This window comes from Pseudomonas sp. LBUM1649 (assembly GCF_059716155.1).
Genome location: NZ_CP166807.1, coordinates 2,210,614 through 2,234,756, shown reverse-complemented (window position 1 = coordinate 2,234,756; position 24,143 = coordinate 2,210,614). Strand labels below are relative to the sequence as shown.

Sequence of the window (24,143 nt, the reverse complement as noted above, 5' to 3'; positions counted from 1 at the left end):
ACTTCGTCTGCGGACTTGCGAGTCTTGCAGTCGTAACTTCTACAGCCGTTCCACCCTTAGTCGTTTCTGCTCAGTGCAGTGTCAGGTCCGTACCTGGAGAGCTAACAACAAAATCACTCAACAGGAGCTTGAGCAGCAGTTCATCGCCCAGGAACTTGAGAAAACCAGCCCCCCAGAGCAAGGAGCCGCCTGATGGATAACAAGACTTTGTGGCTTGAGGTCGACAAGACCAACCAAGCAATTCTCTCGTACTACCTGGAACAACCAACTACGCCGACCGACAAGGCATATTATGTCCAAGTGACCAAGGACGAATTGACGTACTTGTCAGCCTTGGAAGATGCCGTGTTCGCTCCTGGCATGGTGGCAACTCTGAGTGATCTACAAGAGCATAGAGCCCGTGTAGTTGCGGCCAAGAAGGCCAAGGCAACACAACCTACCAAACCCGCTTCCAAGGCCCCGCAGCAGCAATCTAAGATCGATAGCAAGCCTAGCAGCACCAACCCAAAAACAGAAACCGAAAATGCCAAGGCAAGCCTAATAAGTGCCCTACGCAAGCACCGCTCACGCAAGTAATCCAAGGAAACCCGATATGACTATTACACAGCAATATAACTATGGCACCGACGTTGTCGAGTTCTTCAAGCACGATGACAAAGCTTTACAAAACCTAATCGCACAGCGAGAAGTGGATTACTTTCGCCGCAGCGAATCCTTGCTCCACCCACAGACTGGGGTCCACGTAAGTTGGTCTAGTGATCAGCCAATGGGGGTGGCTCTTAAGGACCTAACAGAGTTATTGTTGAAAGGCTATAAAGTAGTAACAGCCTTCTCCAAGCCTCTTGACTTCAACGTGCAACTTCGAAAACCAGATTCTGTAGTTGATTCTGACCTGATCAACATTGCAGAGCGGGCCAGAGCTGACTACACCGAAGAGCGGTACGCCCGGAACGTGGAAGAAACAAAGCGTCAGATTGCTTTTACTGTGGCCCGTGAGATGCGGGAAGCAGAGGCAGCAGCAGCCAAAGCCGCAGCAGATCGGTTGGCTTCTATCCAGGATGCCGCATTGGCTGACCTGCTACAGGCGTACGCGAAACCAACCGAGCGTCTGACAAAGAAGACCGATGAGGCAGTAGCGTGAGCCAAGAGACACCAACAAGATTGCTGGGAGTGAACTTCACGGACGATGAGTTTCACCTACTTAACTGCCACGCTCGCAAGCACAAGATGCCGCTTCGTGCCTTCGTAGAATACATGATCCGCTTCTACATCAACTCAATGCAAAAGCAACAACCGATCAAGGCGAAGTAATCGAGTATCTATTCCTCCTAGTTGGCCCAGCAACATCTAATGGCACTTTGTGGCACGTCAAAGCCCCTGTTTTCGGGCGCTCAGCCATGACAGGATCAAGCAACGCCCCTTCGACACACAGTTTTCCCGCAGTCTTGGCAGATTTCCCCACACCAGCCTGAGTACAGCATCACGAATTACCAGACCTCCACTACACCGGGGGCTGCATCGCCGGATCGGCCTGAACCACACCCACCGGCCTACACGCCACACAAGGTCAGCCCAGGCATCTCAGCGGTCTTTGCACACGCCTGCATCGGCTCTTACGGCCACAGTGGGCGGTAGCGGCTGGAACAAGGCACCAGCTATGAACCGGGGGAGTCGCCAGGCACCAGAGCGGCAGTAAACGAACCTGCTCGCTTGTTCGGATGCAGCAGCAAGGGCATAAGGAACGGCCTCTAATTAACAGAATGCAATTGTGTAAATAAGCCGACCAGTGAAAACGCTGGACTCCTTCCGAAGCAGTGTGCTCTAATTAACATATCATCTTAATTCAACATGGAACGTAAACTAGAATGAACACCGTCGAAGCAGTCAAGACCGAAGGCGAAGCGGAAATCATCAGCCGCAAACTGGTCCTCAATGCCAAGGGCAACACCCTGTACGCGGATATCTGGAGGTTCGGGGTCAACACTGCCCTTCGCATCAGCGACTTGCTCACCCTGACCTTCGAGGATGTTCAAGGCGACAAGCTGGTGATCAAGGAAGGTAAGACCGGCAAGACCCGCGACATTGACCTGAACAGCTCAGCCAAGGCCATCATCGGGCGCCGTAGGGCTGCTCACCCCACGCACACGTACCTGTTCGAGGTGGACAGCAACCGGGCCAAGGGCAAGGCGGTAAGCCGCATCGCCGTAGCGAACGCCTTCAAGGCCGTAGGTGATGAGATGGGCTTGCAACTGGGCACCCACTCGATGCGGAAGACTCGCGGCTGGATGCTGTACAACGGTGGGGAGTCCATCGAACAGATTTGCAAGGTGCTCAATCACTCAAGTCCCGCTGTGACCATGGCGTACATCGGCATCACTCGGGCTGAAACGGCATCCACCTACCACAAGTACGTTTTCTAGCCCTGCAAGCTCGTAGGAAGCGATTACAGCCGCGTTCTACGGGTGGCCCGTGTCACCCCGACGATATTCGGTACGGAGCTTTTTATGGCTGTACCGGCGGGCTTACACGGGCTTGATGCTGCCCCCCATTTGGCCGCAACTGACCGATTAGCCGGGGGGTGCCCCCACGATATTATTTGCCAGCCGAACACGCCGATATTGCCCAAGGGCAAGTGTAAAAATTGAAAATTTTCGGTATCAGAGGATTCCAAAAAGTAGCTTACGACCGGCAGAGAACGGCCGATTCTGTTGAAAAAGTCGGTTTGCCCAAACTGCTCGAATATTGATGGGTGAAATCCCCTTTTTTGCACGCTGCTACGTGAAATCGACTCAGGGCAGCCTCTGCTGAAGGTAAGGATTTCAATCTCAGACGCGTACTTTTCTGCGATAGAAACCGAAACCGACTTTTTCAACAGAATCGGCCAAATGCGGACATCGGGACAGGCAAAGAGGTCATTAAAATAGGTAAAAACTCAATAATGAATCAGCTTGAGGCTTTGGAAAGACGCTCACAATGTTTCTAGCTGGATCTGAGCTTGAGGACCGTCGGCGGCAGGGAATATGTACTTTTCAGCGGTTTTTTCTTCCTCGGAAAATTTTTCCATCAGTAAATGACTACACGTCAGTTACGAAAAAAATGCAGGATTACTACCCAAAAAAATAACTCTATAAAAACCGCAGCTCAAATATCAAAGTAAGCAATTTAAATAAATTTGGCTTGGCAGGGTAATATTAAACGTCGCATCAAGTGTGTTTCACCGTTGGTCGCCAGTAGCTGCGCCTTAAGTCCAATTGAATTCATGGCGTACATAAGAGGGGTGTGGTGAGAGAATAATTAATTTACATATAAATTATTCAAAATAATGAGTCTTATCAGTCAGTTATTATTAGATGTAATGAATGCCATACAAAATTGTCTAAAATTTCAACATTGATTTAATTTTTCATTTAAGCTTAAGCTTTGGTAGATATTGCCAAAAGAATGGACGCATTCACGTCTACCTGAGGTAGCGCATGAGCAATTTACCGCCAGCAGGTTCGCAGGATCCAGAAGCCCATGTGCTAGTGAGTGCCACGCCTAATTTCCTGCGTTGGAGTAAATCAATTCCCAGTAGGTGGGCGCGCTATGGTCTGGTCGTCGTATTGCTGACGATCAGCGGCTTTGCGGTATGGTCGTCCATAGTCACTGGCCGCCTGGGGCAGGAGGCGATCGCCTCAAGCATTCTGTCTGACCACTATTCAGCAGCGGCATTTGCCGTGATAGCCGCCGAGTCTTTGGAGCATAAGTATCGGCTGGACCCCAGCCCTAAAATACTTCGTGATTTCAAAAGCGCCGTAGCGCAACTGAGCACGGCGCTCGAGCGTATTCACCACTCCGGATCGCGTGCCGATCGTTTGCTTGTCGAGGATGTTCGTACTTCACTGGTTTCTTATCTGGAGAGCATCTACAAGATCTTCGACGCCGTAGAGCGTAGAGATTCCACGCTGGCGCGCCGAATTGATGAAGAGGAGGCCGATCCGCTATTCGAAAAGATTGAAAATGCCGTCCTGCAAACAGCGGCCGCTCACCATCAGGAGTCGATCGCGGCGCTGGAAAAGCTGCGCACACGGGAGTCGTTTAACTCCAATACCACTCCCATCGTTTTTTTGGCCGGGCTGCTTCTCGCCGGCTTGTTCGCCCAGGTGCTACGGGGCACGCGTATCGAACTCGACAGTCAGCGCAAGGATGCCCTGCACGCGTCGTTGCATGACAAACTTACCGGGCTGGCCAATCGAACACTGCTGGCCGACCGTTTCGAACAGGCGCTACGCCTAGGCCGTCGCCTGGGAACTACAACAGGCCTGTTGCTGATTGACCTTGATCGGTTCAAGGAAGTCAACGATACCCTGGGGCATCACTACGGGGACCGCATGCTTGTCCAGATGGGCAAGCGCCTGCTCAGTGAAGCACGGGAAATTGACACAGTCGCCCGGCTGGGAGGTGATGAATTTGCGATTCTGCTCCCCTCCGTTGAAGGCCTGGATGGGGCCTTGAAAGCAGCGCGGCGGTTGCGTGCGGCGATTACCGCATCATTCGAAATCGATGGGGTCGAATTGGATGTCGAGGCCAGCTTTGGGGTAGTGGTTTCCGGGCTGCACGGTGACGATCCTTCAACGCTCATGCTGCGCGCCGACATCGCCATGTATGCAGCCAAGAAGCAGGGCAAGGGCATACTCGCCTACGATCCGGGAGCGGATCGGCGCTCTCCGGCACGACTGGCAATGCTCGGCGAACTGCGGCGAGGTCTGGAGCGCGGCGAATTGTTCCTGGAGTATCAGCCTAAGGTCAGCCTGAGCACAGGAAACGTCACCGGAGTCGAAGCGTTGGTGCGCTGGCAGCATCCCGTACGAGGCTTGGTGAGTCCAGATGAGTTCATTCCGTTTGCCGAACTGACGGGAATCATCGGCTCCTTGACGCGATACGTGCTGAACCTCGCGCTGTCTCAAGTGCGAGACTGGGCTGACATCGGGATATGCATACCGGTTGCCGTGAACATTTCTGCACGCAACCTGCTGGACGACAAGTTGGTGTTTCAGATCGTCGACCTACTTGAACACTATAATTTGACCCCGAACATGCTCATGCTCGAAGTCACTGAGTCCGCGATCATGCTCGATTCCTATGCAGCTCGAACCATCTTGAGGCAGTTACATTCCATGGGTATCCATATCGCCATCGATGATTTCGGCGTCGGCTATACGAGTCTGGCTCAGTTGAAGGATTTGCCCATCAGCGAGCTCAAGATCGACAAATCCTTTGTACTGGCCATGCAGAGCGACCAGGCGAACGAACTCATAGTACGAAGCATCGTCGATCTGGGTCATAACCTTTGCATGGAGGTCATCGCCGAAGGTGTAGAAACAGCCGACGTGTTCAATGCGCTGGGTGACTACAACTGCGATATGGCTCAGGGCTTTCACGTCTGCCGACCGGTAAGCGCGGAAGCGTTCATACAATGGTATGAACAGCGAGAGTGCAATTAGTTGATCAACCTTTACCGGATGGGTAGGTTGGAAGAGCTACATTCACTGGTTGCATTTGGCCGATTTCTGCCTGTCGCGATGGGCTCAAAACGACCCATAGCTGCCGGCGGCAAAAGGCAGAAAACGGCCAGAAGGTGCATGTCATCAGGCGGTCGCGCAAGAAGTGACCGGTTAAGCCCTTAATACGGCTGGCGTCATTGTGGCCCAATGCAGTGTCATTTCTGATGCGATTCAGCGCAGCTAAGGCCATTTCAGCGGAGCTTTTGACTGAAATCAATCCCGACCATTATCGAATAGTATAGAAAAACAGACGTTGTGTTTTTTCCAGCGGCTACACTTGTAAATCAAGTAATTAAATGAATTTTGATATCTAGATGTTATTTCCCTTGAAAACAGCGTCCTCCCTTTGATCCTGCTAGCGGACTCTACATGAAGATTGAAATTCTTAAGCAAGCGGTTATGGACTCACGAGACGGCATTACCATCTCCGACAATTGCATCGACGACAATCCGTTGATTTTTGTAAATCCTGCTTTTGAGCGCATGACTGGCTACTCATTCGAAGAAATTACTAACATCAACTGTCGATACCTACAAGGAAGCGATCGAAAACAGCCTGAGCTGGAAGTTGTTCACAATGCGGTTAAAAAAGGTGAGTACTGCCTCGTAATCTTGCGGAACTACCGCAAGGATGGAACTATGTTTTGGAACGAGTTAAGCATATCGCCAATTTATGATGAGAATGGAACTGTAACCAACTTTATTGGAATCCAAAAGGATGTAACACCTAGAATGATAATACAGCAACAACTTCGCGACGAGCATCAGTCTCTCGAGGAAATGAAAACACACTTCGAGCAACTATCCATAAAAGATGGACTCACAGGCATTTACAATCGTCGCTTTTTTGATACGCAATTAGAAATTCAATGTAAAATTGCATGCCGCAATGGCGATTCATTGACCCTTGCCATGATTGATGTCGATCACTTCAAATCATATAATGATATTTATGGACATCAAGCTGGCGATGAAGCGTTAATACGTGTCGCAGATAGTTTGAATAAGTCCTTCCAGCGAGGCTCTGATTTTGCAGCCAGGTATGGCGGCGAAGAATTTGTAATTCTGTCCAACGGCATGGCGAAAGACCAGGCAGCTTTGTATGTCAAGTCGCTATGCCAACGCGTGCGAGATTTGAGAATACCGCACTCCGCTTCCAGCACAGGCTACTTGACCATTAGCATCGGTTTTTCAGTTCACACATTTGGTCCCCTGCACCCGTCTAACTTACTGCTGGTGCAAGCGGATAAAGCTCTCTATTTAGCTAAAGAACGGGGAAGAGATCAATCTTTTAGTCTTTAGGTTCTGTATGAAAATCTGGAGAAAATGGCGTTTGTATCACCATCATGTCGCCCCCTAATGGCCAATTGTCGCCTGTCGCGACGGGCAGCAATGGATTGCGCCCTGCCGGTCATGAGCGCGAACTGTGCTGGTCAAATCCAGTCCAAATGACTGGTAAGGTCGCACGCAAACAATTGGGCAAACCTAAGCAATTACCCAGCCAGCGGCAAGATGAACTAGGATTCCCGCATCACCACTCAAGGACGGTAACCATGCCAGGTAGCTCAGAAGCTAACATCGCCACAGCGGACGCTCTCACATTGCTTCTGCATAACCAGCACGCCCTAGGTGCTGCCATAGAAGAGGTGACCAAGTGGCTCTCTGAGAATGGATTCGGGAGTGTTGCCGCTAACGCAACAGGAGCTATGGAAACCTTGGACACGAATGCTCAAGCGATCACAGATGCAATCATGCGACTACGGCAGTCATAGGAATGAACAAACACTCCTCGCTCTACTTCATGAGTGAGTCCCAATTTAATGCGGGAAAAATGGGATTCGATAGAGAGTTGGAAATTGCATCCCACTCGGATACCGGATGGCATTGCCACTGACCAGCCAATTGCATCCGTACTGACACCCGCTGCATTCGATCTAACTAACCGCCCCGGCGCCGTAGTGAGACCGACAGAGAACGGCCAAAAGCAGAAGCTGGCAACAGGCGTCCAGCCTTCCTTGTACCGTCCTTTTCAAGAGCCCAATGACGGACTACAGTCTGAGCAAGCGTGCCGGGGCGCGTCTCGACCTTCACGGATTCGTAAAGCGCCGAAGATTTCGAGTAAGTCTGATGGGGCGAGGAACAATGAAGAAACGAGCAATCGCCGGTTTACTGGGGTTCTTCGGGGCGTGGACTGTGACGCAACCTATGGCCGACGAGAACATTTTCTTCGCATGCGTCCCTCTACGCGTCGATAACTACATCGCTCTGGTCAAGGACGAGAAGATTGATTGCAGAAAGAATGAGAAACACGAGGACTGCAAGCCCTTCAGGGTAGATATGTCCGACCTCAAGGCATCAGGAGGGTCGTACGACTATACAGACCGCTCCAAAGACGAGGACAGCGACGTCACCACGACAATGCTGACCATATCTCGCGTTGACGGTTCCTACAGTGAAATGACCGAGATGACTGACATGTTGTTCACAAAGACCGGGAAATGCTCACTGGAGAAAGAGACACTTAAGTACTAGTCATCGCCGGCAGTCGGCCTCAACCCGGCATTCAAAGTTGCACTGCTCTTGCGTCACGGGGCATGGATTCTGCGGAAAGCGGTCCTTTTCGCCTAGAAGTGCTCACACCAACCTAGGAACGCTTCGGCGTCTCGAAGGAAGATGAAGGGCTTTCTGGGGGTGTCATGATACTCCATGATTGTCAGGGCATAGATGGCTGAACCAGCGCCTGCACCTTGGTCTTTCCGCATAGTCGTCACCACCTTGAAACTGTTTTCAGCTGATCCTTGATCGATGACAACCGGATCAGTGAAGAATGAGTTCTTCAGGGCGCCCGCCATCAACCCGCCCTGCCTTTCAACAGTGAATTGCTTCCCGATGTACATTCGGTTGTACTTCGAGTGGGAATCGGATTCCACTGCGGACACTGCCCGCTCAATTGTGCATTTGTAGTCTTCAGACGCCCATGCGTTCGCCGCAACCATTGCAATCACCCCAATCCATGCCTTCATGTCGAATTCCTTCTGAGTGAGCGGGCATGTTACCGGGTGCATTATCTTGAGGGAATGGAGCATGGGACTCTATGGAGAGTGACCTCCACCCCTATCAGGATATGGACATGACCGCACCCTACACATGGAAGCAAGGCTGGGCTGACGCCTACGCGACCAGCAATGGTTCAGACATAGAGGAATACTTGACGTGGGTGGTCAAACCCTCCCTTTCAGCGTTGGAGATACGGCGGCAAGAGTTGGAACGTGCCGCTGAAGATGAGGTGGTATTTCGCTTTGTCCTGGCTGATCACGAACGGCTGATCAAGCGTACGCACATGACATTCGCCCTCGCCATTCAGTCGATGTGGGAGCAACAGCTCCGCTCCTACATGACTACGTGTGCCAGAGGCTGCACCATCGAGGGAGTTACCCTCAAGGATCTGGAGAAAGCTGCGTGGGGTGATTGGTTAAACCGAGTGTTCTACAAGGTCCGAGGCATCGAGCTGGACGGATTTGATTCTTACGCCACGCTCACACAGTTGCAGATGCTGGGGAATGCTTGCCGTCACGGTGAGGGTGACTCGGCAAGGAACCTGCACAGGTGTCACCCCGAGTTGTGGCCCGCCCCGCTACAGTTCCCTTGGTACGGGGGCGAGAAGATTGCACCACCGCCCGCTGTTCAAGAACTGCAAATCACGCTGGATCTGCTGACTCGATACGTGGCTGCTATCTTTTTGTTTTGGTTGGATATGAAGCGTTATAGCTTGGAGAGCCTCGTGGAGAGGCAGCCCGCTTTACATGTTCAAATTGCGGAGCTTCTGGAGCAGCGAATCCCGCTGCTTGCAGTCGTCACACCTTCGCCCAAGAGCTAAACCTTAGGCTTTCCCGTGTGATCGCCATAGGAGTACCCCATCCGTGACGATTCACGCTCACGCTCCCTGCTGTACATCTCACTAAGCGTCCACGTCAGGCGTTCATGTTCAACCTTCAGCGTTGCCAGCTCGGTCGAGCTATCTCTGTGCATGACGATCAGCTTGGCGATGTCCCGGTGGGCCTTCCGCAAGTCGAGGCGTGTCGTCTCCAGCTCAGCACACAGCAAATCACACTGATGCTTCAGCATCTCTTCTCGGGTGGGCATCCCTAGTTCAAACCCGCCGTCATCGATCAAATCGTCTTCCATTGCACCGCACACCAAATACTGTATATACAAACAGTATAGTTTGAAGGACGGGCGCTCAAGAGCGAGAAGACGGATGGTGAAAAGGACTGAGATGTAGAGGAAGGATTCCATCCCAGGAACGGACGCTTACGGCGTTCACATTGCCCAGTGTGAACGAACCCGTTATTTTGTGAACGTTCTGCATGAAATTTGAAGCACAAAAAAGGGCCCACCTTTCGGTGAGCCCTTCCAGACCGCCCAGCAGAGCGGATTTTGTTTGGTAGGCGCGATTGGACTCGAACCAACGACCCCCACCATGTCAAGGTGGTGCTCTAACCAACTGAGCTACGTGCCTGCTGTGAGGCGGCATTCTACGGAATTCCGGGAGGGTGTCAACACCTTTTTTCGAGCTAACCCTATGAATATGCAAAATATTTAATTTTGCTGCTGGGAAGAAGATTTTCCGGTGGCTGGCGGCGGTTTTTCAACTCAGGTAGGATCGACGCACTCGTTAAATTTATTAAACAGAGGCTGCAGGATGGCGAACACCCCTTACCCAGAGTCCTATTACGCCGCATCGGCCAATGCGGTGCCGCCGCGTCCGTCTTTGCAAGGTGAGGTCGAGACTGATGTCTGCGTGATCGGTGCCGGTTATACCGGGCTGTCCTCGGCCCTGTTCTTGCTGGAGCACGGTTTTCGGGTGACGGTGCTGGAAGCGGCCAGGGTAGGTTTCGGTGCGTCGGGACGCAATGGTGGGCAGATCGTCAACAGCTACAGCCGCGATATCGATGTGATCGAGCGCAGTGTCGGTCCACGGCAGGCTCAGTTACTGGGGCAGATGGCGTTCGAGGGCGGGCAGATCATTCGTGATCGGGTGGCCAGGTACAACATTCAATGCGACTTGAAGGACGGCGGTGTGTTTGCTGCCGTCACCACCAAACAGATGGGCCATCTGGAATCCCAGAAGCGTTTGTGGGAGCGTTTCGGGCATACGCAGCTGGAGTTGATGGATCAGCGCCGCATCCGCGAGGTCGTGGCTTGCGATCAATATGTCGGTGGCATGCTCGATATGAGTGGCGGGCATATTCATCCGCTCAACCTGGCGCTGGGCGAAGCGGCGGCCGTGGAGTCGTTGGGTGGCACCATTCATGAGCAGTCGCCGGCGGTGCGCATCGAGCGGGGCGCCAGCCCGGTCGTCCACACGCCACAGGGCAAGGTCAGGGCCAAGTTCATTATCGTGGCGGGCAACGCCTACCTGGGCAATCTGGTGCCGGAGCTGGCGGCCAAATCGATGCCTTGCGGCACGCAGGTGATCACCACCGAGCCCTTGGGCGATGAGTTGGCGAAAAGCCTGCTGCCCCAGGACTACTGCGTCGAAGACTGCAACTACCTGCTCGACTACTACCGTCTGAGCGGCGACAAGCGCCTGATTTTTGGCGGCGGCGTGGTGTATGGCGCACGGGACCCGGCGAACATCGAAGCGATCATACGTCCGAAGCTGCTCAAGGCTTTCCCGCAGCTCAAGGATGTGAAAATCGACTACGCCTGGACCGGCAATTTCCTGCTGACCCTGTCGCGTCTTCCTCAGGTCGGGCGACTGGGCGACAACATTTATTACTCTCAGGGCTGCAGTGGCCACGGCGTCACCTACACGCACTTGGCAGGCAAGGTCCTGGCCGAGGCATTGCGCGGTCAGGCCGAACGTTTCGACGCCTTTGCCGACCTGCCCCACTACCCGTTCCCGGGTGGACAACTGCTGCGCACCCCCTTTGCTGCGCTGGGTGCGTGGTACTACGGATTGCGCGACAAACTCGGGTTCTGATGCGCCAAAAAAAATGCCCGTATCTGGCGATACGGGCATTTTTTTATCTGCTCACAAAGCCGTCACCCGGCGATGGCGCGGTCCGCCGACAGCTTGCCGGCCCCTTCGATCAGCACCGCGATGCTGCCACCGAGCAACGCCAGGGCGAATTCATAGCCGTTGTTGGCCATGAACAGGCCATTGCTGATATGAACGGTAAAAATCGCCACCAGTGACAGGAAGGTCAGGCCCAGCGCCGCTGGACGTACCAGCAAGCCGATGATCAATGCCAGGCCGCCAAAGAACTCGGTGCCGCCTGCCAACGTCGCCATCAGGTAGCCGGGTGCCAGACCAATGCTTTCCATGTACTGCGCGGTGCCCGCCAGGCCATAGCCGCCGAATGCCCCGAAGAGTTTTTGCGCACCGTGGGCAGCGAAGATGATGCCGACGAAAATCCGCAAAACAGTCAGGCCGTAGCCAGCGCGAGTAAACAATACCTTGTTGATCATTGAGCTCATGCTGTGTCATCCCTTGAGAGTGTGTGTTGGTTGGCCGCTATATTAATCAGTAAATCTCATGTTAGAAGCGCAAAAACCCCGCCATAACAATCAGTTTATTCGATCATTTACGAAGGGCAACTTTTTGTCCCTGGGGCTCCAACGACTCCCGCTCCCGATCGAACGCCAAGTAATACTTGTTCACGCTATTAACATAGCTGACAGGTCCCATTCCCACCTGCTCCATGGCGATGCGCTCAACCTGGAAAAACCACTGGTTGGGGTTCAACCCGCGTCGCCTGGCTTCCGCGCGCATCCCCTGGACACGCTCCGGGCCGATGTTGTAGGCCGCCAGCACAAAGGCCATGCGCTCGCGCTCATTGAGCTTGGGGCTGGCAAAGAATTTGCGGCGAATCATCGCCAGGTACTTGGCCCCGGCCTGCACATTGGCATCCAGCTCATGAATGTTACTCACGCCCACACGCTGAGCCGCTGAAGGCGTGATCTGCATCAGGCCGGTCGGCGCACCGCCACTGCGCGCCGCGGGTCGCAGGCCGGACTCCTTGAACGCCAGCGCCGCCAGGTTCAGCCAGTCCATGTCTTGGGCGGTCGCATGTTTTTGCAGCACCGGCCGCAGCTTTTCCAAGCGCTGCCGGTCAGCCTTGGCCAGGGGATAGTGCACCTGGTACTGGCGTCGATAGATCCGCAGAAACGCGGCATCCTGGTCCGAAGGTTTTTTATAGCCCGCCAGGAAACGATCGATGCTGGCCCGCAGCATCGCCGCGTCGCGGCGCACGAACCAGAACTCTTCGCCTGGCTCGCTGATGATCACCTGGCGATCGACTCGCAATTTCGGCAGGATCTTGCCCCAGCGTTCGGCAATCGATTGTTCGACGATGGTCAGATGAAAGATCCCGCCCTGGACCATCTCCAGCACGTCCTCGACCGCCAGGCTCGGGTCGACCCACTCGATCTTGACTGGGGGCAGTTTATGCAGCGCCAGCTTTTGATTGATCTGGCTGATGGCGTCACCGGCGGCGCTGCCGTTGGGCAACGCCAGGGTTTTACCCGACAGTTGTTCGAGACGGGTGTACCGACGTTCGCCCTTGATCCCCACCAGCACCAACGGGATGTTAGTGGCAACCGGTTCACTGCTGCTGACGGCGAAGCCCGGCTGCAGGTCCAGCAGCTCGCCGGGGGCCACCAGGTCGCCCTCCCCGCGCTGCAACGCACTGAGCAGTTGATCCTTGGCTTTGGGAATGATCTTGAGGGTGATTTCCTGGCCGTCGCGGGCGTGGCCGTTGAGGTATTGCTCGAAAGCGCGCAAGCGATGGTATTCAACGCCGATAGCCTGGCCCTGGACTTCGCCGGAGCTGTTGCGGCTCTGGTTGACCAGCACGCGCAGCACGCGCGTGCTGCGGATATCCGTCAGGTCACGAACCTTGGTCGCCGGTACGGCTTGCAGCGGCCCGGGCAGACGCGCAACCGCCGACATCGGCAGCAGCAGCGAACAACACAGCAGTAGCAAAACCGAGGGACGAATCATCCACTCTCCGCAAAGAATTCAGGTCAACCACATGAATGACTTCATGCAATCAAGCGACAGAAACAGAGCGCCGGAAGCGCTGGCAACGCGCGAAAGACTGGCACAATGATGGCATTGTCACCACCCAGACTTGTTCGCGACATTAAGAGACAGCGATAACCCGTTGTAGTTCTTGGCTTTTCTTATAAATCCAGAGCTCTGATATGCTTTGCGGCCCTGGGCCCGAGGTAGCACCATGCAACTCATCGATATTGGCGTCAACCTGACCAACCCCAGTTTTGCCGACAAGCACCAGGCTGTACTGGACCGCGCCTATGCCGCCGGGGTCTGCCAATTGGTGCTCACCGGCACCAATGTCGAGGGCAGCGAACAGGCGCTGGAGTTGTGCCAGCAACTGGACGCAACAGCGCAACGGCTGTTCGCCACCGCCGGTGTTCATCCCCACGCGGCCAGCGACTGGAATGCCGACAGCGCGCGTCGCTTGCGCAGTCTGCTGAAGGAACCGAATATCGTGGCGGTCGGTGAATGCGGCCTGGATTTCAACCGCGATTTTTCACCGCGTGCGCAACAAGAGAAAGTCCTCGAGGAACACCTGGCGCTGGCGGTCGAACTGCAAATGCCGGTGTTTCTGCACGAACGCGATGCCAGCCAGCGCCTGCTGGAAATCCTCCGCGACTACCGCGATCAATTGCCGGCCGCCGTGGTGCACTGCTTCACCGGCGAAAGGAAAGCCCTGTTCAGCTACCTGGACCTGGATTTGCACATCGGCATTACCGGCTGGATTTGCGATGAGCGCCGGGGCACGCATTTGCACCCCTTGGTCAAGGAGATCAAGCGCGGGCGGTTGATGCTGGAGAGTGATGCGCCGTATCTGCTTCCGCGCAGCCTTCGCCCCAAACCGAAAAACGGTCGCAACGAGCCGGCGTATCTGACGGAAGTGTTACGTGAGGTGGCCTTGCACCGCGGGGAAAGCCAGGAAGACCTGGCCGCCCACAGTACGGCTTGCGCGCGGGCGTTCTACGGGCTGCCCACGGTGGATTGAACGCGGGCCCGGATCGGGCCCGCGATACAGCTGTCACCCTAGTGACTGCTGCGCAACATTTCTTTAGGCACGTACTTGCCGATCTCGAACTTGCCGATTGCCGCGCGGTGCACTTCATCCGGGCCGTCAGCCAGGCGCAGGGTGCGTTGCATGGCATACATGTAGGCCAGCGGGAAATCGTTGGACACCCCTGCCCCGCCATGGATCTGGATCGCCCGGTCGATCACGCGCAAGGCCACGTTTGGCGCCACTACCTTGATCTGCGCAATTTCACTCTTCGCGACTTTGTTGCCGACGGTGTCCATCATGTACGCCGCCTTGAGTGTCAGCAGGCGGGCCATGTCGATTTCCATCCGCGAATCGGCGATCTTGTCGATGTTGCCGCCCAAGCGTGCCAAGGGCTTGCCGAACGCGGTGCGGTTCACCGAGCGTTTGCACATCAGTTCCAGCGCACGCTCAGCCATGCCGATCGAACGCATGCAGTGGTGAATCCGCCCCGGGCCAAGACGACCTTGAGCAATTTCGAAGCCGCGTCCTTCACCCAACAGGACGTTTTCGTACGGCACCCGAACATTTTCAAACAGCACTTCGGCGTGACCGTGGGGCGCGTCGTCATAGCCGAACACTGGCAACGGACGCAGGATTTTCACGCCAGGGGTGTCCACCGGAACCAGAATCATCGAGTGCTGCGCATGGCGCGGTGCGTCGGGATTGCTCAGGCCCATGAAGATCAGGATCTTGCAGCGCGGATCGCACGCACCGGAGGTCCACCATTTCTTGCCGTTGATCACCCACTCGTCACCGTCGCGCACGGCACGGGCGGCCATGTTGGTGGCGTCGGAGGACGCAACGTCCGGTTCAGTCATGGCGAACGCCGAGCGAATCTCGCCGCGCAGCAAGGGTTCGAGCCAGCGTTGTTTCTGTTCTTCGTTGGCGTAGCGCACCAGTACTTCCATGTTGCCAGTGTCCGGCGCCGAGCAGTTGAACGGTTCAGGCCCCAGCAATGAACGCCCCATGATTTCCGCCAGCGGCGCGTATTCAAGATTGGTCAGGCCGGCGCCGAGCTCGGACTCAGGGAGAAACAAATTCCACAGGCCTTCAGCCTTGGCCTTGAGCTTGAGTTCTTCCATGATCGCGGTCGGCTGCCAGCGGTCGCCCTCGGCGACCTGGCGCTCGAATACCGCTTCGGCGGGATAGACGTAGGTGTCCATGAACGCGGTCACGCGCTCACGCAGTTCTTGCACCTTGGGCGAATAAGCGAAATCCATGGGCAGCTACCTTCTTGGGGGAGGTTGTTTAGGTCATGTATCGATGCTAGAACAGCGTTGATAATTTACCTAGCCTATTCTCGGCGTGTATAAACATTCATCACCGATATATGATCGACTGATCGAGCCCACCTAAAACAAGAGAGACGCGTAATGAATCTGAGCAAGGTCGACCTCAACCTTTTCATCGTCTTCGACGCGATCTACACCGAGGCCAACCTGACCCGCGCCGGGCAGATTGTCGGTATTACCCAACCTGCGGTGTCCAACGCACTGGCCCGACTGCGCGAGACCTTCAACGACCCGCTGTTCGTGCGCACCGCCCAGGGCATGGTGCCAACGCCCATGGCGCAGAACATTATCGGCCCGGTGCGCAACGCGCTTTCGTTGCTGCGCGTTTCGGTGCAGGAAAGCCGCATCTTCAATCCACTGCAGGCGGTCAAGACCTACCGCATCAGCATGACCGACCTCACTGAAGCTGTGATCCTGCCGCCGCTGTTCCAGCGCCTGCGCCGCCTTGCGCCGACAGTGATCATCGAAAGCTTTTTGTCCAAGCGCCGCGAGACCACCAAGGAACTGGCCGCCGGCCGACTCGACTTCGCCGTGGACGCACCGCTCAACACCGATCCGCAGGTGCGCCACGTCAAGTTGATGGAAGACCGTTACGTGTGCGCCATGCGCAAGGGGCACCCGCTGGCGGGCAAGGAAAAATTCACCCTCGATGATTACCTGGGCCTGACCCACATCCACATTTCGAGCCGTCGCAGCGGCCTGGGCCATGTCGACCTGGCCTTGGGCAAAATGGGCATCCAGCGCAAGATCGCCCTGCGCTCCCAGCATTACCTGATGGCCTCGCAAGTGTTGCAGCAGACCGACATGGTCATGACCGTGCCGGAACGCTTCGCGCGTCGAAACGATTTGCACGCCTTTTATCTGCCGGTCAACGATGTGCCGCCGGTGGAGACCCACCTTTACTGGCACGAAAGCACTGACCAAGACCCGGCGAACCGCTGGATGCGCGAGCAGATGATCGAGTTGTGCCAGCAGGTGACGGCGCAGGAGAAGAAGCTGGAGAAGGTGTAAGCAGGCTCTACACCGCGTCATCGTTCATCGCGAGCAAGCTTTGCTCCTACAGATTTGGTGCTGAACCTGTAGGAGCAATGCTTGCTCGCGATGGGGCCAGTGATAATGCTGAAAAAACCCGCCCCTTGACGTAAACGTCAACCTGCCATTAGCTTAGCGCCATGACCTTTTGCGAGCGCGCCCATGAGCAGCCAGACCTACAGCATTTCCGATCTCGCCCGCGAGCTCGACATCACCACCCGGGCCATTCGCTTCTATGAAGAACAAGGCCTGCTCAGCCCCGAGCGGCGTGGCCAGGAACGCGTCTACTCACCCCGCGACAAGGTCAGCCTGAAGCTGATCCTGCGGGGCAAGCGCATCGGCTTTTCCCTGGCCGAATGTCGCGAGCTGATCGAGCTCTACGATCCCTCCAGCGGTAACACCAAGCAGCTGCACAGCATGCTGGCGAAAATCAGCGAGCGCCGGGAACAGCTGGAACAGCAGCTGCTGGACATCGAACAGATGAAACTGGAGCTCGATACCGCTGAAGAGCGCTGTGTTCAGGCGCTGGAACAAACGCTCAAGAGTCAGGAATCGGTTACACCATGATCGTTCCCACGCTCCGCGTGGGAATGCAGCCCGTGACGCTCTGCGTCACCAATCAAGAGCGGACGCAGAGCGTCCAGTGAGGCATTCCCACGCAGAGCATGGGAACGATCTCCTCAAGACAGGTAAATCTCCCATGTCTCTTCCAACTCACGTACGCATTGTCGAAGTCGGCCCCCGCGACGGTCTGCAAAACGAAGTCCAACCCATCAGCGTTGCCGACAAGGTGCAACTGGTCGATGCGCTGACGGCTGCGGGCCTCGGTTATATAGAAGTCGGCAGTTTCGTCTCGCCCAAGTGGGTGCCGCAGATGGCGGGTTCCGCCGAGGTGTTCGCGCAGATCCAGCGCAAGCCGGGCGTGACCTACGGCGCTCTCGCCCCCAACCTGCGCGGCTTTGAAGATGCCATTGCCTGCGGGGTCAAGGAAGTCGCAGTGTTCGCCGCGGCGTCGGAAGCGTTTTCCCAGCGCAACATCAATTGCTCGATCAGCGAAAGCCTGGAGCGGTTCGTTCCCATCATGGATGCCGCCAAACAGCATGGCGTCAGCGTGCGCGGTTACGTGTCCTGTGTGCTGGGCTGTCCCTATGAAGGTAACGTCGCACCCGAGCAAGTTGCCCGGGTCGCACGGGAGCTTTATGCCATGGGCTGCTACGAGGTGTCGCTGGGCGACACCATCGGCACCGGCACCGCTGGCGCCACGCGCAAGATGTTCGACGTGGTGTCTGCCGATGTGCCGCGGGACAAACTGGCCGGGCACTTCCACGACACCTACGGCCAGGCCATGGCCAACATCTACGCCAGCCTGCTGGAAGGCATCTCGGTGTTCGACAGCTCCATCGCCGGTCTCGGTGGCTGCCCTTATGCCAAGGGCGCCAGCGGTAACGTCGCCACCGAGGACGTGGTTTACCTGCTCAACGGCCTCGGGATCGAAACCGGAATCGACCTGGATGCGCTGATCCTGGCCGGCCAGCAAATTTGTACCGTGCTGGGGCGCCCCACCGGCTCCCGTGTGGCGAAGGCGCGTAGCGCACAGTGAGTGCGCGGGTGTGTCGGGGTGTTACCGCAGCCGCGGAAACGTGGGCGTAAGCGAGTAACACGGAAACAGAATCCAGGGTTTTCCGTGAAGCCGAAAACCCTACAAAAACATAAGTGACTGTTTTTAAAAGGTTTTTAGAAGTTGGCACGGCTTCTGCTATATCTATCGCACAACAAGAATGAAAAAATTGCGGCAAACCCCAATAAGAATAAGACGTAACGACTCTGACATAACAAAAACAACACGGCAGAGACGCAGCTAACAGATTTTTTTGGAGAGGATGTGCTTTTCAGGGTGCTTTTCGGAGTTACCCGCAACCGGGCTGAGAACAATAAAACTACCTTCAGGTAGCTCCCGAACTGGTTGGATCGCTAAGCGAAAAAGTAGATCAGCGCTCAAAAAAATACGTTTGCTCTTGATCCCGGATGGGGATCGACAAAAAAACAGCGGTAAAGGGCCACGGTCGCCAAAAACAACAACAGACCGCCCCTTAATAATAAAAAAAGAGCACGCGCAACGAAAATTAAAGGGGAGCTTCGGCTCCCCTTTGTGCTGTCTGGCATTCACGTTTTCACCGCCCCTCGTAGGAGCGAGCATGCTCGCGAAGAACTCAAGGGCACCGCATGAATCCAGAATGCACGCGTTATCGTTGACGTCCTTCGCGAGCATGCTCGCTCCTACAGTTATTGGTCAGCCCTGCTTGCCACGCAACTCCTCGATGCTGGTCTCGCGCATCCTGAATTTCTGGATCTTGCCGGTCACGGTCATCGGAAACTCCTCGACGAACTTGAAGTAACGCGGTGTCTTGAAGTGCGCGATGCGCTCCTTGCACCAGGCTTGCAGCTCCTGCTCGGTGGCACTATGGCCGGGGTGGAACTTGATCCAGGCAACAATCTCTTCGCCATAACGCGAGCAAGGAATACCGATCACCTGCACATCGGCCACCGCCGGGTGGGTGAAGAAGAATTCTTCCAGTTCGCGCGGATAAATGTTCTCGCCGCCGCGGATGATCATGTCCTTGTTACGCCCGGCAATACACACATACCCTTCGTCATTCATGCTCGCCAGGTCACCGGTGTGCATCCAGCCGGCCTGGTCGATGGCTTCCGCCGTGCCTTGCGGGTTATTCCAGTAACCGAGCATCACGCTGTAACCGCGAGTACACAGCTCACCGATGGTGCCACGGGGCACCGGATTGCCCGCTTCGTCGATGATCTTGCTTTCCAGCTGTGGCTGGGTACGGCCGACGGTGGTCACGCGCAACTCCAGGTCGTCCGACGGACCCGTCTGCAACGACACCGGACTGGTTTCCGTCATGCCGTAGGCAATCTGCACTTCGCTCATGTGCATTTCGCTGATCACCCGGCGCATCACCTCGATAGGGCAAGTCGCTCCGGCCATGATTCCGGTGCGCAGACTCGACAGGTCGAACTCGGCGCGTTGCGGCTGATCGAGCATGGCGATGAACATGGTCGGCACACCGTAGAGCGCGGTGGCTTTTTCTTCGGCGACGGTGCTCAGGGTCAGCAGCGGATCGAACGCGTCGCTTGGGTAAATCATGGTGCTGCCGTGGGTGATGCAACCGAGGTTGCCCATGACCATGCCGAAGCAGTGGTACAACGGCACCGGGATCACCAGCCGGTCGACGGCGGTCAGGCCCAGGCTTTCGCCGACCATGTAGCCATTATTGAGAATGTTGTAATGGCTGAGGGTCGCGCCCTTGGGGAAGCCGGTCGTGCCGGAGGTGTACTGGATGTTCACCGCCTGATCGAAGTGCAGGCTGTTTTGGCGCTCATGCAATTGCTCGACCGATACACTGCCCGCCAGCTCGGTCAGTTGCGACCATGGCAGGAAACCCGTCGGCGGCTGCGTGTCGAGGCTGATGACTCCACGCAAATCCGGCAGGCGCTCGCTGTGCAATTTGCCAATGGATTGCTCCGCCAGTTCCGGCACCAGGCCCTGCAGCATGGCGTGATAGTTGGAGGTCTTGAAAGCTCCGGCGCTGACCAGCCATTGGCAGCCGGATTGCTTCAACACGAATTCGAGTTCGGAACTGCGATAGGCCGGGTTGATGTTGACCAGGATCACGCCGATTTTCGCCGTGGCAATCTGCGTAATGCACCACTGGGCGCAGTTCGGAGCCCAGATGCCGAGACGGTCGCCGGCCTGCAGGCCCAGCGCCAGCAGCGCCCTGGCATGCAGGTCTGCCGCATCCGCCAGTTGCCGCCAGGTGTAGCGCAGCTGTTGATGGCGCACCACCAGCGCCTCCCCGGCCGGGTACTGCGCGACCGTAGTGTCGAACGCCTGGCCGATGGTCATCGCCAGCAAGGCTTTGTCCTGGGATCCACGGATGTAACTGCGTTGCGGGCTTGCACTGGGCTGATCCATGACGACCCCTATTGTCTTTATTAATGGGCGCGGTCACCTGTTGGAGCGACTGTGGCGAGGGGATTTATCCCCGTTCGACTGCGGAGCAGTCGCAAATCCGGCGAATGCGGTTTATCTGATGCACCGTAATCACAGGCTTAGGGCCGCTTCGCGACCCAACGGGGCGGTGCGACGTTTCGCTAAATCCCCTCACCACAGTCCGCTCCCACAAAGTGGTTCCGCGTTCTATCTTGAACTGTCTCTACTCTCGCCCAAGTTGACGTTAACGTAAAGGGCGATTGACAGCCATTCGTCACAGGTTTACGTTAACGTAAAGGTGAGAGCCGATTGACAGTCTCACCAACCGACAAAAAAGCCAAAAGGTGACCCATGAGCTACCCATCCCTGAATTTTGCCCTCGGTGAAACCATCGACATGCTGCGCGATCAGGTTCAGTCTTTCGTCGCCAAAGAGATCGCCCCGCGCGCCGCTCAGATCGACATCGACAACCTGTTCCCCGCCGACCTGTGGCGCAAATTCGGCGACATGGGCCTGCTGGGCATTACCGTGCCGGAAGAGTACGGCGGTGCCGGCCTGGGTTACCTGGCGCACGTGGTCGCGATGGAAGAAATCAGTCGTGGCTCGGCCTCTGTGGCCCTGTCCTATGGCGCGCACTCCAATCTCTGCGTCAACCAGATCAACCGCAATGGCAACCACGAACAGAAATCCAAATACCTGCCGAAGCTGATCAGCGGCGAGCACATTGGCGCCCTGGCCATGAGTGAGCCGAACGCCGGCTCCGACGTGGTCTCGATGAAGCTACGTGCCGACAAGCGCGGCGATCACTACGTGCTCAACGGCAGCAAAACCTGGATCACCAACGGTCCGGACGCCAACACCTACGTGATCTACGCCAAGACCGACCTGGAAAAAGGCCCCCACGGCATCACCGCCTTCATCGTCGAGCGCGACTGGAAAGGCTTCAGCCGCAGCAACAAATTCGACAAGCTCGGCATGCGCGGTTCGAACACCTGCGAGCTGTTCTTCGATGACGTCGAAGTCCCGGAAGAAAACATTCTCGGCGTGCTCAACGGCGGCGTGAAGGTGCTGATGAGCGGCCTCGACTACGAACGTGTTGTGCTTTCAGGCGGCCCGACCGGGATCATGCAGGCCTGCATGGACCTGATCGTGCCGTACATCCACGACCGCAAGCAGTTCGGCCAGAGCATCGGCGAGTTCCAGCTGATCCAGGGCAAAGTCGCCGACATGTACACCCAGCTCAACGCCAGCCGCGCTTACCTGTACGCGGTGGCCCAGGCCTGCGAGCGCGGCGAAACCACCCGCAAGGATGCCGCCGGCGTGATCCTCTACAGCGCCGAGCGCGCCACGCAAATGGCCCTCGACGCGATCCAGATTCTCGGCGGCAACGGCTACATCAACGAATTTCCGGCCGGTCGTCTGCTGCGTGACGCCAAGCTGTACGAAATCGGCGCGGGCACCAGTGAGATCCGTCGCATGCTGATCGGGCGTGAACTGTTCAACGAAACCCGCTAAACGGAGCTGTCCATGGCTATCCTGCATACCCAGCTCAACCCCCGTTCGGCGGAGTTCGCGACCAACAGCGCGGCGATGCTCAAACAGGTCGACGCCCTGCACACCCTGCTTGCCCAAGTGGCGCAAGGTGGCGGCCCGAAAGCGCAAGAACGCCACACCTCCCGGGGCAAACTGCTGCCCCGCGAGCGCATCAACCGCCTGCTCGACCCGGGTTCGCCGTTTCTGGAAATCAGCCAACTGGCGGCCTACGAGGTGTACGGCGAAGACGTTCCCGCCGCTGGCGTGATTGCCGGGATCGGCCGGGTGGAAGGCGTCGAATGCATGATCGTTGCCAACGATGCCACGGTGAAAGGTGGTTCGTACTACCCGCTGACGGTGAAAAAGCACCTGCGCGCCCAGACCATTGCCCAGCAGAACCGCCTGCCGTGCATCTATCTGGTGGATTCCGGCGGCGCCAACCTGCCGCGCCAGGATGAAGTGTTTCCGGACCGTGAACACTTCGGCCGGATCTTCTTCAACCAGGCCAACATGAGCGCACAGGGCATCCCGCAGATTGCCGTGGTCATGGGCTCCTGCACCGCGGGCGGCGCCTACGTGCCGGCCATGGCGGATGAGGCAATCATGGTGCGCGAGCAAGCGACGATCTTCCTCGCCGGCCCACCGCTGGTGAAAGCCGCGACGGGCGAAGTGGTCAGCGCCGAAGATCTGGGTGGGGCCGATGTGCACTGCAAGATTTCCGGTGTGGCCGACCATTACGCCGAAAGCGATGAACACGCCCTCGCCCTGGCGCGTCGCAGCGTCGCCAATCTCAACTGGCGCAAGCTGGGTGAAGTGCAGCAACGCACACCGATCGCCCCGCTCTATGGCAGCGACGAGTTGTACGGTGTCGTGCCGGCCGATGCCAAGCAACCGTTCGACGTGCGCGAAGTCATCGCGCGGCTGGTGGACGGTTCGGTGTTCGACGAGTTCAAAGCCTTGTTCGGGACCACATTGGTGTGCGGATTTGCCTACCTGCACGGCTATCCGATCGCCATCCTCGCCAACAACGGCATCCTGTTCGCCGAAGCGGCACAGAAAGGTGCGCACTTCATCGAGCTGGCGTGTCAGCGCGGCATCCCGTTGCTGTTCCTGCAAAACATCACGGGTTTCATGGTCGGCCAGAAATACGAAGCCGGCGGCATCGCCAAGCACGGCGCGAAACTGGTGACCGCAGTGGCCTGCGCCAAGGTGCCGAAGTTCACCGTGATCATCGGCGGCAGTTTCGGTGCCGGTAACTACGGCATGTGCGGCCGGGCCTACGATCCGCGCTTTTTATGGATGTGGCCGAATGCGCGCATCGGCGTGATGGGTGCCGAACAGGCGGCCGGCGTACTGGTGCAGGTCAAGCGCGAGCAGGCCGAGCGCGCCGGCCAGGGCTTCAGCGCCGAACAGGAAGCCGAGATCAAGCAGCCGATCCTCGACCAGTATGAAGAACAGGGCCACCCCTACTACTCCAGCGCGCGCTTGTGGGATGACGGCGTCATCGACCCGGCCCAGACCCGCGACGTACTGGCACTGGCCTTGTCCGCGTCGTTGAACGCGCCAATCGAACCGAGCCGCTTCGGCGTGTTCCGGATGTGATTTTCTGTGGGAACGGGATTTTGTGGCGAGGGGATTT

The 24,143-nt window shown here is 56.6% G+C and carries 22 protein-coding genes and 1 tRNA gene; 15 read left to right on the top strand and 8 right to left on the bottom strand.

Features of this window, described 5'->3' with window-relative positions; genetic code table 11:
* The first annotated feature begins 192 nt into the window (after positions 1-192).
* From ACA058_RS10375 to ACA058_RS10345, 7 genes are all read left to right on the top strand, one after another.
* On the top strand, positions 193-576 hold the full coding sequence (locus tag ACA058_RS10375; protein WP_497638995.1) for a hypothetical protein: 384 nt from the start codon (positions 193-195) through the stop codon (positions 574-576).
* Positions 577-592: 16 nt separating this feature from the next.
* Complete coding sequence (locus tag ACA058_RS10370) at positions 593-1,141, top strand: hypothetical protein (protein WP_497638994.1); 549 nt, start codon at positions 593-595, stop codon at positions 1,139-1,141.
* A 724-nt stretch (positions 1,142-1,865) separates the two neighbouring features.
* Positions 1,866-2,420 carry a tyrosine-type recombinase/integrase gene (locus ACA058_RS10365; protein ID WP_497638993.1) on the top strand — a complete coding sequence of 185 codons (555 nt, stop codon included), beginning with the start codon at positions 1,866-1,868 and terminating at the stop codon, positions 2,418-2,420.
* Positions 2,421-3,473: 1,053 nt separating this feature from the next.
* Complete coding sequence (locus ACA058_RS10360; protein WP_497638992.1) at positions 3,474-5,483, top strand: putative bifunctional diguanylate cyclase/phosphodiesterase; 2,010 nt, start codon at positions 3,474-3,476, stop codon at positions 5,481-5,483.
* A 429-nt stretch (positions 5,484-5,912) separates the two neighbouring features.
* A complete protein-coding gene (locus ACA058_RS10355) occupies positions 5,913-6,845 on the top strand; it encodes a GGDEF domain-containing protein (RefSeq protein ID WP_497638991.1) in 933 nt (310 codons plus the stop codon).
* A gap of 251 nt (positions 6,846-7,096) precedes the next feature.
* On the top strand, positions 7,097-7,315 hold the full coding sequence (locus ACA058_RS10350) for a hypothetical protein (RefSeq protein ID WP_497639906.1): 219 nt from the start codon (positions 7,097-7,099) through the stop codon (positions 7,313-7,315).
* A 370-nt stretch (positions 7,316-7,685) separates the two neighbouring features.
* On the top strand, positions 7,686-8,075 hold the full coding sequence (locus ACA058_RS10345) for a hypothetical protein (protein WP_497638990.1): 390 nt from the start codon (positions 7,686-7,688) through the stop codon (positions 8,073-8,075).
* Positions 8,076-8,167: 92 nt separating this feature from the next.
* Here the strand turns inward: ACA058_RS10345 and ACA058_RS10340 are convergent, their stop codons facing one another.
* On the bottom strand, positions 8,168-8,566 hold the full coding sequence (locus tag ACA058_RS10340) for a hypothetical protein (RefSeq protein WP_497638988.1): 399 nt from the start codon (positions 8,564-8,566) through the stop codon (positions 8,168-8,170).
* A gap of 107 nt (positions 8,567-8,673) precedes the next feature.
* On the opposite strand from ACA058_RS10340, the gene ACA058_RS10335 reads away from it, so the two are divergent.
* Positions 8,674-9,420 carry a hypothetical protein gene (locus ACA058_RS10335; RefSeq protein WP_497638986.1) on the top strand — a complete coding sequence of 249 codons (747 nt, stop codon included), beginning with the start codon at positions 8,674-8,676 and terminating at the stop codon, positions 9,418-9,420.
* On the opposite strand, the gene ACA058_RS10330 is transcribed toward ACA058_RS10335, so the two are convergent.
* Together ACA058_RS10330 and ACA058_RS10325 are read right to left on the bottom strand one after the other, a co-directional pair.
* Positions 9,417-9,728, bottom strand: a complete 312-nt coding sequence (locus ACA058_RS10330) for a hypothetical protein (protein ID WP_497638985.1) — start codon at positions 9,726-9,728, stop codon at positions 9,417-9,419. The genes ACA058_RS10335 and ACA058_RS10330 overlap by 4 nt on opposite strands.
* A gap of 257 nt (positions 9,729-9,985) precedes the next feature.
* A tRNA-Val gene (locus ACA058_RS10325) sits at positions 9,986-10,062 on the bottom strand.
* Between the two features lie 183 nt (positions 10,063-10,245).
* Between ACA058_RS10325 and ACA058_RS10320 the strand changes: the two genes are divergently transcribed.
* Entirely contained in the window at positions 10,246-11,529 is a 1,284-nt protein-coding gene (locus ACA058_RS10320; protein ID WP_497638984.1) for an NAD(P)/FAD-dependent oxidoreductase, read from the top strand.
* A gap of 62 nt (positions 11,530-11,591) precedes the next feature.
* Here the strand turns inward: ACA058_RS10320 and ACA058_RS10315 are convergent, their stop codons facing one another.
* Positions 11,592-12,026 (bottom strand): DoxX family protein, encoded by a 435-nt coding sequence (locus tag ACA058_RS10315; protein WP_497638983.1) that lies wholly within the window; start codon positions 12,024-12,026, stop codon positions 11,592-11,594.
* A 103-nt stretch (positions 12,027-12,129) separates the two neighbouring features.
* Positions 12,130-13,551 (bottom strand): MltF family protein, encoded by a 1,422-nt coding sequence (locus ACA058_RS10310; RefSeq protein WP_497638981.1) that lies wholly within the window; start codon positions 13,549-13,551, stop codon positions 12,130-12,132.
* A gap of 235 nt (positions 13,552-13,786) precedes the next feature.
* Here ACA058_RS10310 and ACA058_RS10305 point away from each other — a divergent pair, with 235 nt between their 5' ends.
* On the top strand, positions 13,787-14,593 hold the full coding sequence (locus ACA058_RS10305; protein WP_497638980.1) for a TatD family hydrolase: 807 nt from the start codon (positions 13,787-13,789) through the stop codon (positions 14,591-14,593).
* Positions 14,594-14,631: 38 nt separating this feature from the next.
* Here the strand turns inward: ACA058_RS10305 and ACA058_RS10300 are convergent, their stop codons facing one another.
* The gene (locus ACA058_RS10300) at positions 14,632-15,861 is read right to left on the bottom strand and encodes an acyl-CoA dehydrogenase (RefSeq protein ID WP_008057192.1); all 1,230 of its coding nucleotides are present in this window, start codon (positions 15,859-15,861) and stop codon (positions 14,632-14,634) included.
* Between the two features lie 153 nt (positions 15,862-16,014).
* Here ACA058_RS10300 and ACA058_RS10295 point away from each other — a divergent pair, with 153 nt between their 5' ends.
* From ACA058_RS10295 to ACA058_RS10285, 3 genes are all read left to right on the top strand, one after another.
* Positions 16,015-16,944 carry a LysR family transcriptional regulator gene (locus ACA058_RS10295; RefSeq protein ID WP_497638979.1) on the top strand — a complete coding sequence of 310 codons (930 nt, stop codon included), beginning with the start codon at positions 16,015-16,017 and terminating at the stop codon, positions 16,942-16,944.
* 183 nt (positions 16,945-17,127) lie between these two features.
* Positions 17,128-17,532: a MerR family transcriptional regulator gene (locus ACA058_RS10290; RefSeq protein ID WP_497638978.1), complete on the top strand. Its 405-nt coding sequence runs from the start codon at positions 17,128-17,130 to the stop codon at positions 17,530-17,532.
* Between the two features lie 133 nt (positions 17,533-17,665).
* Positions 17,666-18,565 carry a hydroxymethylglutaryl-CoA lyase gene (locus ACA058_RS10285; RefSeq protein ID WP_497638977.1) on the top strand — a complete coding sequence of 300 codons (900 nt, stop codon included), beginning with the start codon at positions 17,666-17,668 and terminating at the stop codon, positions 18,563-18,565.
* A 258-nt stretch (positions 18,566-18,823) separates the two neighbouring features.
* Here ACA058_RS10285 and ACA058_RS10280 read toward each other — a convergent pair whose 3' ends face one another.
* Positions 18,824-19,234 (bottom strand): hypothetical protein, encoded by a 411-nt coding sequence (locus ACA058_RS10280; RefSeq protein WP_497638976.1) that lies wholly within the window; start codon positions 19,232-19,234, stop codon positions 18,824-18,826.
* A 21-nt stretch (positions 19,235-19,255) separates the two neighbouring features.
* Complete coding sequence (locus ACA058_RS10275; RefSeq protein ID WP_497638975.1) at positions 19,256-20,953, bottom strand: AMP-binding protein; 1,698 nt, start codon at positions 20,951-20,953, stop codon at positions 19,256-19,258.
* 369 nt (positions 20,954-21,322) lie between these two features.
* Here ACA058_RS10275 and ACA058_RS10270 point away from each other — a divergent pair, with 369 nt between their 5' ends.
* The gene (locus tag ACA058_RS10270; protein WP_008031893.1) at positions 21,323-22,486 is read left to right on the top strand and encodes an isovaleryl-CoA dehydrogenase; all 1,164 of its coding nucleotides are present in this window, start codon (positions 21,323-21,325) and stop codon (positions 22,484-22,486) included.
* A 12-nt stretch (positions 22,487-22,498) separates the two neighbouring features.
* Positions 22,499-24,106: a carboxyl transferase domain-containing protein gene (locus ACA058_RS10265; RefSeq protein WP_497638974.1), complete on the top strand. Its 1,608-nt coding sequence runs from the start codon at positions 22,499-22,501 to the stop codon at positions 24,104-24,106.
* The last annotated feature ends 37 nt before the right edge of the window (positions 24,107-24,143 follow it).